The sequence below is a fragment of the Acidobacteriota bacterium genome (assembly GCA_022340665.1).
In the GTDB taxonomy this organism is placed as follows: Bacteria; Acidobacteriota; Thermoanaerobaculia; order Thermoanaerobaculales; family Sulfomarinibacteraceae; genus Sulfomarinibacter.
This window is the reverse complement of record JAJDNM010000010.1, coordinates 58,246-70,384: the sequence shown is the minus strand read 5'-3', so window position 1 is coordinate 70,384 and position 12,139 is coordinate 58,246. Positions and strand designations below refer to the sequence as shown.

Sequence of the window (12,139 nt, the reverse complement as noted above, 5' to 3'; positions counted from 1 at the left end):
ACGGGGTCCGATTAAAATCCCCGGCGGAGCTTCGCAGCGGTGACCGTGTTGGCCGTCAGCATGGCGATGGTCAATGGTCCTACGCCGCCGGGAACTGGTGTGATTCGACTCGCCTTCGGTGCGACGCGGGTGAAATCAACGTCACCGGCCAGCACCGAGCCCCGTTTCTCGAATGCTGCCATTTTCTTCGCGTTACCCGGAAAGAGCCGTTCGACAGTGTCGCGGTCGGTCACCCGATGCATCCCGACGTCGATCACCACCGCACCATCCGAAACGTGATCGGGGCCAATCAGCGATCGCACTCCAACTGCTGCAACGAGGATTTCGGCATCCCTGGTGACATTCGCGAGGTCGCGGGTGCGCGAATGACATATCGTCACGGTGGCGTTGGCGTGAAGCAGGAGCGTGGCCATCGGCTTGCCGACGATGTCCGAGCGACCGACGACGACCGCACGCCGTCCTTCGATGGCCACTCCCTCGCGCCGGAGCATCTCCATGACGCCAGCCGGAGTACACGGAACCAGGCGTGGCGAGCCCTGTTGCAGCAGACCGACGTTCTCAGGGTGGAATCCGTCGACGTCCTTGGACGGGTCGACCCTGCTCAGAATCGCCGCTGTATCGAGGCCTGCAGGGAGGGGAAGCTGGATTAAGATTCCATCAACCTCCGAATCGCCGTTGAGGCGATCGACCAGTTCTTGCAGATCCGCCTGCACAGTGTCTTCAGGTAGTCCGTGCGTATGGGAAATCATTCCCAGGGCCGACAGGGTCCTGGCTTTCGATCCCACGTAAACTTTGGATGCGGAATCCTCGCCGACAAGGATGACGTCGAGGCGGGGGGTGATGCCGTGATCGGCGAGGTCGGCAACCGATTGACTGACGTCCTCCCGAATTTCGGCCGCGATCCGCGACCCGTCGAGTGTGTTCCCTGCGTCTGCCATCAACCCACCTCCTGCATTCCTACCGCTTCCCCTGGTATAACGAAGCGACACCCCCGGTCAACCTTTGAACCGCCACTTCGCCGAGGCCGGCAGCTTCGAGTGACCGGCACAGGTCCCTGCCTTTGGGAAATGTGCTCACCGAAGCGGGAAGATAGGAATAGGCTTCGGCATCGCCCGAGAGGATGCGACCGACCCGCGGTGGAACGTTCCGTATCCACCACCCGAGGAGCGGTGCCAACCGCCCCGTCGGACGCGAGAACTCGAGCACCAGCATTATGCCCCCCGGTCGGAGCACACGAGCCATCTCCGATAATCCGGCATCGAGGTTGGCGAAGTTCCTGATACCGAAAGCCACGGTCACAGCATCCACACAGGCATCTGCAAACGGGAGGCGAAGAGCATCGGCCGCACAGAGTGGCACAACGCGTCCCGATGTGGCGATTTTGCTCTTCGCGATCGTGAGCATCGGGAGGCAGAAATCTGCTCCGATCACGCCGTCTCCGTCAATTGCCAGGGCAAGGTCTCCGGTACCCGTACACACGTCAAGTATCCGCTCGGGTCGAGCAGTCGCCAGCCGCCGGGCCACGAGTTTCCGCCAGCTCACGTCTCGGCCGAGTGAGAGCACGCGGTTGAGAAGGTCGTATCGATGGGCGATCCGACCGAACATCCGGCTGATCTCGGGACCCTGTTTACTGAGCAGTTCCTGCCGCACGGCGCGAAGGTTAGCACGCCAGTTGTGGCCCGAGATGGGCGACCGTTTCGGGTCCACGGATTCAGCTTGACCGGCAGACCATCAGAAGTCACCGAGGGCGTCGCGGAGCGCCACGAAGGCTTTGCGGCGGTGCGAGATCAGGTTCTTGTCGTCCTCGCTCATTTCGCCGTACGTGAGGCCCCCCCCGCCGGACGGAATAAACGTGGTGTCCCAGCCGAAGCCACCTTCACCACGCGGGACGGTCGCGATCGATCCGTCGACAGCACCTTCTCCGAACACCATTTCGGTGCCGTTGTTCGCGCATACCAGGCAACGAGCAGTTGCAGCGGGTTCTTCAAAACAAGCCACTATCCGGCAGATGCCTGCCGGGCCGATGCTCACGAGCAGCCATCTCACCAACGGCCCTGGGAATCCCCTGAGCCCCGCAAGCTCCAATGCGGTGTCCTCGACCAGCACTGGTTTTTTCAGCAGCTCCCACGCCGCCTTCGCCTTGCCCCGCACGACCTGTTGGAGGTCCAGTGTCTGAAGTTCGGGCAGATCGAGCCGACAATGCTGGAGCCGTCGCCCGAGAACGGCTTCCGCCTCGCGAAGCTTCCCCTGGTTCGAGGTGACAAATACGAGATCGTCAAAACCCATCAAACCGTCACCTCCGTCGAATCGATGTCCTCTACCGCGACACGGAAGATGTTGATCCTCCGACTCAGACCTTTGAGCTGGACGGACCCCAGAGGTTCGGTAGGAAACAGGTCGGCAACCGCCTCGCGGGTCGCCTCCCCGAGGACGATACTCCCGGGTTTGGCAACATGCTCCTCGAGCCTGGCGGTCACGTTCACAGTGTTGCCGAGGACCGTGTAGTCGACTCGTTGCGCCGATCCAATGTCTCCCACCACTACCGGGCCCGAATTGACCGCGATGCGGACGTCGATGCGGTCCTCCCCCGCTGCCATGCGCTCGGCGTTCCACCCTTCGAGATTCGTCAGAAGTTCTATTGCCGAGCGAACGGCTCTTTCGGCGTGATTCTGTTGCGGCAGCGGCGCTCCGAAAAAGGCCATCACCGCGTCACCGATGAACTTGTCGAGGGTACCGCCATATTTGAAGATGACGTCGGCGGCAAGCGAAAAGAACTGATTGAGAAAGGCGGCCACGGCTGTCGGCGCCAAGTTCTCACACCGGGTGGTGAAGCCGACGATGTCGGCAAATAGAATCGAAGTTTCTCGCGCCATCACCGATGCCCCGCCGTCTCCAGGACCAGCAAGCACGGCCTCGATAACCGCCGGCGAGTGGTAACGCTCGAGACGATCTCGGGCCTGCCGTTCCCTGCGGATTCGCTCGTTCAGTTGCGCACGTTCGATGGCAACCGCAGCATAGTTGGAAAGCGCCGTGAGGAGATCGAGATCCGAAGTCGAAAAGGACCCGACGCGAAGCGGCGAATCGACATAGATCACGCCGATGACCCGCTCGCGATGCCACAATGGCGCACACATCGCCGAACGAATCTGGTGGATCTTGACACTGCGCCCAGCTTCAAAACGTTGGTCGGCTTGGGCGTCATGGGTAAGGATGGCGACCTGCTGCTGCGATACCGTGTCGAGGATTGTCCGAGAGATGGGGACCTCGGCGCGTTCGTTGATCTCTGCATCGCGCACACGGTTGCGCTCGAGGCACGGATTGCCGTCCGCATCAAACAGAACAATGAAACCGCGATCAACCTGCAGCTGCTCGAAGACCAGGTCCATAACCTTGTCGAGCACGGGATCGAGATCCTCGACTTGGATGAGAACCTTGGCGACCTGGGCCAGGATCTCGAAAACTCGTTCCCGGGCTCCGATCTCCGTCGACACCCTCTGTGGCTGTCCCTCGAGACCAAAATCCTGATTGAACTCCGACAAGGGTCGCATGTAGGTTTCCGACGACAGAGCATCGGTGACGGCGGCAGCCGTTTTGACACTGATGTCAAAGTTCCCGACGCCGAGCACGTCGCCGACTAAAAACGGTCCGGACGGGACGCTGTCTCCGTTGATCGTGATTCCGTTGGTGGAATCGAGATCGATCAGATGGAACACACGGCCCTTGATCTCGATGCGGGCATGATGCCTGGAAACGGAGGAATCCCTGAGCACAATGTCATTGTCGCTCGCACGGCCAAGAGTCAACCGGTCCCGGACCGGAGTTCGATAGGACACGCCTTCGATTTCGTACACCAGCTCCATCATTTTCGGGCATTGTACAGACGTCGCTGCAAAGCGGCCGGATTCACCGCCGGGACGACGGGCGACCCTTCTTCCCGCTTCGATACCACGAAACAAGCCGGTCACGTCGCGCCCTGTTTGCCTGGGAGTTCGCGTTCAAGGCGGAGAGTTCGTATTTCGGCCCGCCACATGCGTAGAGACGCCGAGCCGCCGTCGCCCACCATTTCGGGACCTCTCCCCGGAGAATACCGAGCCAGACCGTACACGCCTCCGCCGACAGCGGGTCATCGACCTCCGCTCCGAGCGATCGGAGGTTCCTTCGAAGCACTGCCTCGCCGTCGACTCTGCAGCCCTTATTCTGCCAGTTCTCAACTGCAGTCCGAAAATATTCGATTCCGATTTCATACCGCTCCACGCCCCAGGTGGGTTTGGCGCCGGTGGGAACGGAAATGAACCTGCTCAGGCTCAGGCCATCAATGATTTCCAGCATCCCGATCTGGTTTGAGGTATCCGAAGACAGCTCGAAGGCAGTCACCAGAAGGTCGAGATCACCTATGTCGGCCAATCGGTCGACCGCATTCATACAGTCCGTCGGTGGACGTTTGAGCCTGATCCCTTCGTACCCGGGTAGCGCCAAGCCTTCGTGCGCGAGCAAAGACTGCAGCCAAACCTCGACCAAAGAATGCCTCTCGAGGATACGCTGCATCCCGCGTATCTCGCTTCCGATCGCTTCCGCCACTCGATCATCGATGGTGATGTCAACCGACACCCGGCGATCGGCGATCAGATTTCGATACCCGTAGATGGCCGCCTGCCGCAGGAGCTGCGAGTCCGACGACAGTGCCTCCCGATAGGCAGGCATCAGCACCGGATCGTGAAAAGCGGCGCCCCCTACGAGCAGAGCCACTCGCTCCTTCTCGGACAGCTCGGTATCTCGCCACATTCTCAATAGCTCGAAAGGACCGGGCCACGATGCGAGCACGCTGCGCTGGAATCGCTCATACACCCTGGTTTCGAAATATCCGCCAGGAAAATGCTGCACGGCGTCCGTCGGCAAAGCTGCCCCGCTGAGAGTGGCCATCAGGACCAATGCGCCTACCGTCATCAACCGCGCCTCCTTTCCGTGCGAGGATAGCTGCAATGTCTCGCCGAATGAAGCTCGAAGTCGCCTATCTTGGACGAGCGTTCCACGGATGGCAAAAACAGTCCGGCCAGAGGACGGTGCAAGGCGACCTCGAACGCGCTCTCGGCGAACTCTTCCACGGACACGAGATTCCGGTCGTAGCCGCCGGGCGGACCGACGCAGGTGTCCACGCCGCAGGTCAGGTGGTTCACCTCGATCCACCTGGGCCAATTCCACCGGACGCGCTGGTCGCCGGCCTCAACGCGCGGCTTTGTCGCGAGATCCGCATCCGCTCGTGTCGGCGGGTGAGCGACTCTTTCCATGCTAGAAAAAGCGCACTCGGCAAACTCTATTCGTACCGGGCGCGGTGGCATCAACCGACGCTGCCGTGGCGCCATCCAAGGGCGGCGGCTGTACAACCGATCGTCGACCGGCATGCGTTCGAAAATGCCCTGGGCCTCCTCGCAGGGCGCCACGATTGGGCATCATTTACGGTCACCGACGCGGCGTCGGAATCGACCATCCGTTCCCTGTTCCGGGTCGATATTCATGACCGTCGCGACGGTGTCGATCTCGATTTCGTCGGTGAGGGCTTTCTGCGATACCAGGTACGGCGGATGGTTGGAGCCCTCCTTGAGGTCGGCTGGGGGCATCGGAGCCTGGCCGAGTTTCGAGGCCTCATCGAGCACCCCGAACCTGGGGCCGCTATCCGCACCGCGCCATCCCACGGCCTGTGTCTCGAACACGTTTATTATCGTAGCTGTGCGGCCGTTTCGAGGGGACAATCCAAGAGCCCCCGTTGAGACCATATGGTAGACTCCAAAACCCTGGTGTTCATTGTGATGAAGCCGCTTGAAGAGATTGCCGAAACCGGCACCCCAGAACGCGAGATCCTGGAGCGAATCGACCCCAATCGCATGCCCCGCCATGTCGCGATCATCATGGACGGCAACGGGCGTTGGGCCCAGGCTCGTTCTCTGCCCCGCGTCGAAGGACACCGGGCCGGCATCACGTCGGTGCGGGAAACCGTAGAGACCGCGGCGCGCCTCGGGCTCGAGGTCATCACGCTCTACGCATTTTCGACCGAGAACTGGAAGCGACCACGACACGAAGTTTTGACCCTGATGCGTCTCCTCAAGGAGTACGTCAACCGGGAGCTCGACAACTTGCGTGCGAATAATCTCCGATTCCGGCCCATCGGTCGGATTGATCAACTCGACCCGTCCGTTCAACGGGAACTGCAGCGTGCTGTCGACGGCACCGCGGACTGCACGGGGACGCTGGTCCAGATTGCACTCAATTACTCCGGGCGCCAGGAGCTGACCGATGTTGTGCGAGCTGGCGTGTCAGCTGCCGCATCCGGTGCCCTGTCTGCGGAAGACGTCGATGATGAATGGATCAACTCTCAACTCGCCACCAGCGGATGTCCGGACCCCGACCTTCTGATTCGCACCTCAGGCGAACAACGCATCTCGAATTTCCTCCTCTGGCAGCTTGCATACGCGGAGATTTACTTCTGCCCGGTTCTGTGGCCGGATTTCAGAAAGGGGGACCTGCTCTCCGCGGTGCTTGAATATCAACAAAGGGAGCGAAGATTCGGCGGTCTCGTCCCGGACGGCGGCGTCTTCACCCCGGCTTCAGAGCCCGAGGAATCTTCGTGAGGGGGACCTTTGCGGGCTCTCCCCAACGCCTCGATGGAGGACGGTGACCGATGCGAGCAAAACGCGAGCTCGTTGCAGTGGCGGCGATTCCGATTCTGGTCGCCACGATCTTCCTGCTGCCTCCTTGGGGTTTTCTGACAATTCTCGCGGCGGCGACGGTTCTCGCTTGTGATGAGTATCTGAAGCTGGGGCGAGCGGCTGGCCTGATCATCGGCAGGTGGCTTGTCCTGGTTTTACTGGTTGTCGTTCTGGTTGCGTCCTGGCTCGGCGGCCCGGATGGCCTCGCCGCATCAACCGTGGCAACATTGCTGATCCTCTCGACCGCTCGGTTGATCCATCCGGAAACACCTCGTGGAAGCCTCGCCGGAATCGCCGTCGAGTCATTCGCGGTCCTCTACCTGGGTGCAACGGCAGCATGTTTGGGGTGGTTGAGGCTATGGCCGGTGGAGCCCAGCGGGGCCAAGCTCCTCTTGTTCTTCCTAGTGACCATCTGGGTGGGTGACTCCGGCGCCTACTACATCGGAAAGAATTTCGGTCGTCACAAAATGTCACCGCGGATCAGTCCGAACAAGACGTTCGAGGGCCTCGCCGGCAGCATTGTCACCACCTACATCGCGGCAGGCGCCGCGGCCTTTGTTCTCGGCCTTGGATTGGGTGCTGGCCATATCGCCGCCCTGGCAACCATCCTCGCGATTACAGCTCCGCTGGGCGACCTCGTCGAGTCACTGTTCAAGCGTGACAGCGGGATCAAGGACTCATCGAATTTGCTGCCAGGCCACGGCGGTTTTCTCGACCGCACCGACAGCCTATTGTTCTCGGCGCCGTGGGTCCTCGGATACCTCCTATTGACCGGCATCATTCCATGAAAAAAATCGCTGTCCTCGGGTCCACGGGATCCGTCGGGACCGCCACCTTGGCAGTGGTGGAGGCCAGTCCCGACCGCTTCGCTGTGGTCGCACTTGCCGCCGGTCGAAACCTCGATCTGCTGCGTCGCCAGATCGAGATTCATCGGCCAGAGGTGGTTTCCGTCGCCAGTCAGGATGACGCCCGAGCCCTCGGACGGGAGTTCGCCGATACCCGCTGTGTCGCTGGACGTGACGGGATTCTCGAAGTCGCGTGCTGCGAGTCGAGCGAAATGTTGGTCTCAGCAGTCGTCGGTTCGGTCGGGCTCATGCCAACCGTCGCGGCGATCCGTCAGGGCAAGGACATCGCGCTTGCCAACAAGGAATCCATGGTGGCGGCCGGCGAGCTCATCAAATCCGAGAGCACGCGCGCGGATGTCAACCTCTTACCGGTCGATTCGGAGCACGTCGCCATCCACCAGGCTCTCGGTTCAACCAGCACGGCGTCAGTGAACCGCCTCGTTCTGACCGCTTCAGGTGGCCCGTTTCGGACCTGGTCATCAGAAGAAATGGCACGGGCAACGATTTCGGACACCTTGGCTCATCCGACCTGGCAGATGGGTCGGAAGATCTCCGTCGACTCCGCAACCATGATGAACAAGGGGCTCGAAATCATCGAGGCGCACCATTTCTTCGGAACTTCGGAAGATCGAATCGACGTAATAATCCACCCTGAAAGCGTCGCCCATTCGATGGTGGAGTTCGCTGATGGTTCGATTCTCGCTCAGCTGTCACCGCGCGACATGCGATTTCCAATCCTCTATGCCCTCTCCTGGCCGGAACGGGGACCGAAAGGTATGCCCGGGCTCGACCTCGCCGAGATCTCTCCCCTGACATTCGAGAAACTGGACCCGAAGAAATTCCCTGCGCCCGGACTTGCACGATCCGCCCTGCGTGCGGGCGGCGAGATGCCTGCCGTGCTCAACGCCGCCAACGAGGCAGCCGTGGCGTCGTTTCTGAATGGACATTGCCCGTTCCCCGCCATCATAGAAACCGTGGAAGCAACCCTCGATCGTTGGGTCCCTCGCAATCACCCGTTGACACATCTCGAACAGGCGATTGCCACCGACGCCGAAGCCAAAAACCTCGCCAGAGAGGAACTTCGGAAATATCAACCAGCCGCGATTGGTTCGGAGAATCGATGCTGACGCTTGCCGCATTCGTTTTCGTCATCGGAGTATTGATTACAATCCACGAGGCCGGCCATTTCGCGATGGCCCGGCTTCTTGGAGCGCCGGTCGAAGTTTTTTCGATCGGTTTCGGAAAACGTCTTTGGGGCTTCGAACGGGGAGGCACGGATTATCGGATCTCCCTGGTCCCCTTGGGCGGTTACGTCAGGATTATTGGGCTCGGCCCGGACGAGTCCGACGTCGTCGGCGACGGCGCGACCGAGACCGAACTCCTTCCGCGCTGGCAACGTACGCTCATCCTGCTCGCCGGTCCACTGACCAACATTATCGCGGCGGTGGCGTTCGTTGCCCTCGCTTTCATGATCGGAGTCGAGGTCAGCGCCTACCTCGACGAGCCACCAGTCGTCGGCTGGCTCGACCCGGGCTCAGGCGCTGAAATCGCCGGCATACATGAAGGTGATCGGGTGACTGCGGTTGCGGGAGAGCCAACCGAAACCTGGCGCGAACTCGAGGTTGCATTGCTCACCTCCGGCGGCGGGGTGGTCGGCCTGACGATCGAGCGTGACGGCGTTGTTTCCACGGTCCCCGTCACCCTCGGCGTCGATCATCTGTACGGCTTTGGTGTGTCTGGCATCAAGCCATTCCTCGAACCGATCATCCAGATTCGCCCGGGAGCGCCCGCCGCCAGTGCGGGGGTCCTCACCGGGGATCGAATCGTTGCGGTCAACGGAAACCCGATCACCCAATACTACGAGTTGCCGATTCTGATCGAGCCCCATGCCGGGGAGGAGATAAGGCTCGAAATCGTTCGAGGGGATCAACGCAAGAGCATCGAACTGACGACGATGAATGAGGCCGGCAAGGGCAAGATCGGCGTTGTGCCGCTCTTTCCTACGGTGGTCGAAACTCTCGGGTTTTTCCCGGCAATCCGAGCCGGATTCGTCGAGTGTCATCGCATGACGATTCAGACCTTCCAAGTCATCGGGCGGTTGCTGACCCGGAAAGCCTCGATTCGGCAGGTTTCGGGACCGGTCGGGATCGCCCAGATCTCGGGAGAGGCCGCCCGCAGTGGCATTGAAGCCCTGATCATGTTGATGGGCATCATTTCGCTCCAACTGGGGATCTTTAATCTCCTGCCGATCCCGATACTCGACGGAGGCCATCTGACAGTGATCGCGGTCGAGGCTTTGCTGGGAAGAGATCTCCCCCTCAAAGTCAAGGAGCGCATCCTCGAGGTCGGATTCTACCTGCTGATCCTTTTGATGGTTGTGGTGCTTTTCAACGACATCATCCGCATTGTTCCCGAAAACGTGCGCCAATTCATTTTCCGCGGGTGAGGTGCTAAGGTTTGCGCCGATGGCGAAACGTCTTCTGGCAGTCTTGATCTTTTTGGCCTGTGCTGGAATGGTCTTCTGGTTCGCCCTCGTCCACACCGTGCATCAAGGGACGCTCGCGGTCCCGGACCTTGGCGAACAGAGTCTAGAAGAGGCTCGTAGGCGGGTTCATGACCTCGGCCTCGAACTCGAGGTCGACGAGCCCGGTGTGTTTTCCACCGTTGTCAACCCTGGTTTGATCGCACATCAGGAGCCGCCGCCGGGATTTCACGTCAAATCGGGTTCATCGGTGACCGTTCGGGTCAGTCTTGGTGGCAAGACGATTGAAGTCCCGGATGTGCGAAGCTCTTCGCTCAACGCGGCGCAGAGGGAGGTTGAACGAGCCGGTCTGGCACTTGGCACACGAGCGCGTGTCGAAGAGGAAGGCTCTGCCGACAGTGTGATCGCAACCGGACCGCCGGTCGGACAATATGTTGCCCCCGTCACCCGGGTCGACCTCTTGGTCAACACCGTTCCGCACCGACAGTTGTGGGTCATGCCGTCGCTCATTCTTCAACCCCTGGACCAAGTTGAGCGTTTTTGCAGGCTCAACCGGTGGCGGATGGGCCGAGCCCGTGAAGTTGATTACCCGGGTTTCGAACCCGGGATCGTGCTCCGCCAACATCCTCCCGCTGGATCGCCGGTCGAGCCATCTGAGATCATAACGGTGTGGGTGAGCAAATGAACCTGCGTATAGCACCCTCCCTCTTGGCGGCTGATTTTTCACGCCTCGCAGACGAGATCACTGACATCGAGCGGGGCGGTGCGGATATGTTGCATCTGGACATTATGGATGGACATTTCGTGCCCAACCTCACGTTTGGACCGTTGGTGGTTCGCTCGCTCGCGTCTCGAACGAGCATCCCACTCGACGCGCATTTGATGGTCGACGATCCCGACGCTCTCATCTCTGATCTCATAGCTGCTCCGGTCGCGCGAATATCGGTTCATGTGGAGGCCTGCCGCCACCTCCAGCGCACCCTGCAGAGCATCCGCGATGCCGGTTTGAAATCAGGCATCGCCATAAACCCCGCCACCTCCCTCAGGCTGATCGAAGATGCCCTCCCGTGGACTGACTTCGTTCTCGTGATGTCCGTCAATCCGGGTTTTGGTGGTCAGGATTTCATTCCCGAGACTCTCGAGAAGATCCGCAGGCTTCGGCCGATGGCCGCGGAGCGTACTCTGGATATCTCGGTGGACGGAGGCGTCTGTCTCGACAATGTGGCCGCACTCGCCGCCGCCGGCGCCACTACGCTCGTTGCTGGCTCGGCTGTTTTCGGGTCGGCCGATCGGGCCGCAGCCATCACCGATCTGCGCCGTGCAGCAAACACCGGAGGTGTCGGATGATTTCCGCACAGCGGATTGCCCTTTTGCTGTTGCCCGCGGCCGTCCTCGCGATTGGCTGCGCGAGCAGCCGCAACAAAGAGGATGAGCTCCTGGATCAGCTTGCGAACCTCGACAAGGAAACCATCTTCGAGCAAGCTGAAACCCTGTACTCCGAAAAGAAATATCAGGAGGCCCGTGAGCTCTTCGCCTTCGTTTACGACAGCTTCCCGAACGACCCCCTCGGACACAAGGCCGCCCTTCGGGTTGCAGATACGTATTCAGTCAAGAAGGATGTGACGAATCTCACAGAAGCCCGGCTTCGGTATCGCGATTTCGCCAACCGATATCCGAACGATCCGGACCGTGATTATGCGCTTCTGATGGTGGGCCACACGTACTCGGCACGAAAGCTCCGGCCGGATCGAGATTTGAGCGATATCCACGAAGCGTTGGCCGCATATGAGCAGCTGATCAACCTCTACCCAAACTCGGAATATATGTCTGATGCCGAGTCTAGGATCAATAATCTCAAGGAATTACTCGCCGAACACGAGTACATCGTCGGGCAATTTTATTTCAAGAATAGGCGGCTCGTCGGCGCGCTGTGGCGATTCCAATATATTCAAGAAAACTATCCGAATTTCTCAAAGATCGAAACGGTGAACGCCAAGATTAGCGAATTAGAATCGCTCATTGAACAACGAGATGCCGAATGGAAAAAGCGTCTCGAAGAGTTGAAAAAAAGTACCGAGGATTGACGGATCGGGCGCCCATAGGTTAACCTC

The 12,139-nt window shown here is 60.2% G+C and carries 13 protein-coding genes; 8 read left to right on the top strand and 5 right to left on the bottom strand.

Features of this window, described 5'->3' with window-relative positions:
* Positions 1-11 precede the first annotated feature (11 nt).
* From LJE93_01500 to LJE93_01480, 5 genes are all read right to left on the bottom strand, one after another.
* Complete coding sequence (locus LJE93_01500; GenBank protein MCG6947577.1) at positions 12-938, bottom strand: bifunctional 5,10-methylenetetrahydrofolate dehydrogenase/5,10-methenyltetrahydrofolate cyclohydrolase; 927 nt, start codon at positions 936-938, stop codon at positions 12-14.
* A gap of 19 nt (positions 939-957) precedes the next feature.
* Complete coding sequence (locus LJE93_01495; GenBank protein MCG6947576.1) at positions 958-1,650, bottom strand: ubiquinone/menaquinone biosynthesis methyltransferase; 693 nt, start codon at positions 1,648-1,650, stop codon at positions 958-960.
* Positions 1,651-1,731: 81 nt separating this feature from the next.
* Positions 1,732-2,286 carry a non-canonical purine NTP pyrophosphatase gene (locus tag LJE93_01490; GenBank protein ID MCG6947575.1) on the bottom strand — a complete coding sequence of 185 codons (555 nt, stop codon included), beginning with the start codon at positions 2,284-2,286 and terminating at the stop codon, positions 1,732-1,734.
* Positions 2,286-3,863, bottom strand: coding sequence for a GAF domain-containing protein (locus LJE93_01485; protein MCG6947574.1), 1,578 nt, complete (start codon positions 3,861-3,863; stop codon positions 2,286-2,288). The genes LJE93_01490 and LJE93_01485 overlap by 1 nt, the downstream gene beginning before the upstream one ends.
* 40 nt (positions 3,864-3,903) lie before the next feature.
* Positions 3,904-4,944: a hypothetical protein gene (locus LJE93_01480; protein MCG6947573.1), complete on the bottom strand. Its 1,041-nt coding sequence runs from the start codon at positions 4,942-4,944 to the stop codon at positions 3,904-3,906.
* Between the two features lie 35 nt (positions 4,945-4,979).
* On the opposite strand from LJE93_01480, the gene truA reads away from it, so the two are divergent.
* From truA to bamD, 8 genes are read left to right on the top strand one after another with little or no spacing between them, the layout of a single operon-like run.
* Entirely contained in the window at positions 4,980-5,765 is a 786-nt protein-coding gene (gene truA / locus LJE93_01475; GenBank protein ID MCG6947572.1) for a tRNA pseudouridine(38-40) synthase TruA, read from the top strand.
* 6 nt (positions 5,766-5,771) lie between these two features.
* A complete protein-coding gene (locus tag LJE93_01470; GenBank protein ID MCG6947571.1) occupies positions 5,772-6,623 on the top strand; it encodes an isoprenyl transferase in 852 nt (283 codons plus the stop codon).
* A gap of 50 nt (positions 6,624-6,673) precedes the next feature.
* Positions 6,674-7,489, top strand: a complete 816-nt coding sequence (locus LJE93_01465; GenBank protein MCG6947570.1) for a phosphatidate cytidylyltransferase — start codon at positions 6,674-6,676, stop codon at positions 7,487-7,489.
* Positions 7,486-8,673: a 1-deoxy-D-xylulose-5-phosphate reductoisomerase gene (dxr, locus tag LJE93_01460; protein ID MCG6947569.1), complete on the top strand. Its 1,188-nt coding sequence runs from the start codon at positions 7,486-7,488 to the stop codon at positions 8,671-8,673. The genes LJE93_01465 and dxr overlap by 4 nt, the downstream gene beginning before the upstream one ends.
* Positions 8,667-9,992 carry an RIP metalloprotease RseP gene (gene rseP / locus LJE93_01455; GenBank protein ID MCG6947568.1) on the top strand — a complete coding sequence of 442 codons (1,326 nt, stop codon included), beginning with the start codon at positions 8,667-8,669 and terminating at the stop codon, positions 9,990-9,992. Before dxr ends, rseP begins: the two co-directional genes overlap by 7 nt.
* A 19-nt stretch (positions 9,993-10,011) precedes the next feature.
* A complete protein-coding gene (locus LJE93_01450; protein MCG6947567.1) occupies positions 10,012-10,713 on the top strand; it encodes a PASTA domain-containing protein in 702 nt (233 codons plus the stop codon).
* A complete protein-coding gene (gene rpe, locus LJE93_01445) occupies positions 10,710-11,375 on the top strand; it encodes a ribulose-phosphate 3-epimerase (protein MCG6947566.1) in 666 nt (221 codons plus the stop codon). The genes LJE93_01450 and rpe overlap by 4 nt, the downstream gene beginning before the upstream one ends.
* Positions 11,372-12,112 (top strand): outer membrane protein assembly factor BamD, encoded by a 741-nt coding sequence (bamD, locus tag LJE93_01440; GenBank protein MCG6947565.1) that lies wholly within the window; start codon positions 11,372-11,374, stop codon positions 12,110-12,112. Before rpe ends, bamD begins: the two co-directional genes overlap by 4 nt.
* The last annotated feature ends 27 nt before the right edge of the window (positions 12,113-12,139 follow it).

Excerpts from the sequence above, each read along its gene's own strand:
- LJE93_01500 (MCG6947577.1), bottom strand. The coding sequence starts at position 938 with ATGGCAGACGCAGGGAACACACTCGACGGGTCGCGGATCGCGGCCGAA.
- LJE93_01490 (MCG6947575.1), bottom strand. The coding sequence starts at position 2,286 with ATGGGTTTTGACGATCTCGTATTTGTCACCTCGAACCAGGGGAAGCTT.
- LJE93_01485 (MCG6947574.1), bottom strand. The coding sequence starts at position 3,863 with ATGATGGAGCTGGTGTACGAAATCGAAGGCGTGTCCTATCGAACTCCG.
- LJE93_01480 (MCG6947573.1), bottom strand. The coding sequence starts at position 4,944 with ATGACGGTAGGCGCATTGGTCCTGATGGCCACTCTCAGCGGGGCAGCT.
- truA (MCG6947572.1), top strand. The coding sequence starts at position 4,980 with ATGTCTCGCCGAATGAAGCTCGAAGTCGCCTATCTTGGACGAGCGTTC.
- LJE93_01470 (MCG6947571.1), top strand. The coding sequence starts at position 5,772 with ATGGTAGACTCCAAAACCCTGGTGTTCATTGTGATGAAGCCGCTTGAA.
- LJE93_01465 (MCG6947570.1), top strand. The coding sequence starts at position 6,674 with ATGCGAGCAAAACGCGAGCTCGTTGCAGTGGCGGCGATTCCGATTCTG.
- dxr (MCG6947569.1), top strand. The coding sequence starts at position 7,486 with ATGAAAAAAATCGCTGTCCTCGGGTCCACGGGATCCGTCGGGACCGCC.
- rseP (MCG6947568.1), top strand. The coding sequence starts at position 8,667 with ATGCTGACGCTTGCCGCATTCGTTTTCGTCATCGGAGTATTGATTACA.
- LJE93_01450 (MCG6947567.1), top strand. The coding sequence starts at position 10,012 with ATGGCGAAACGTCTTCTGGCAGTCTTGATCTTTTTGGCCTGTGCTGGA.
- rpe (MCG6947566.1), top strand. The coding sequence starts at position 10,710 with ATGAACCTGCGTATAGCACCCTCCCTCTTGGCGGCTGATTTTTCACGC.
- bamD (MCG6947565.1), top strand. The coding sequence starts at position 11,372 with ATGATTTCCGCACAGCGGATTGCCCTTTTGCTGTTGCCCGCGGCCGTC.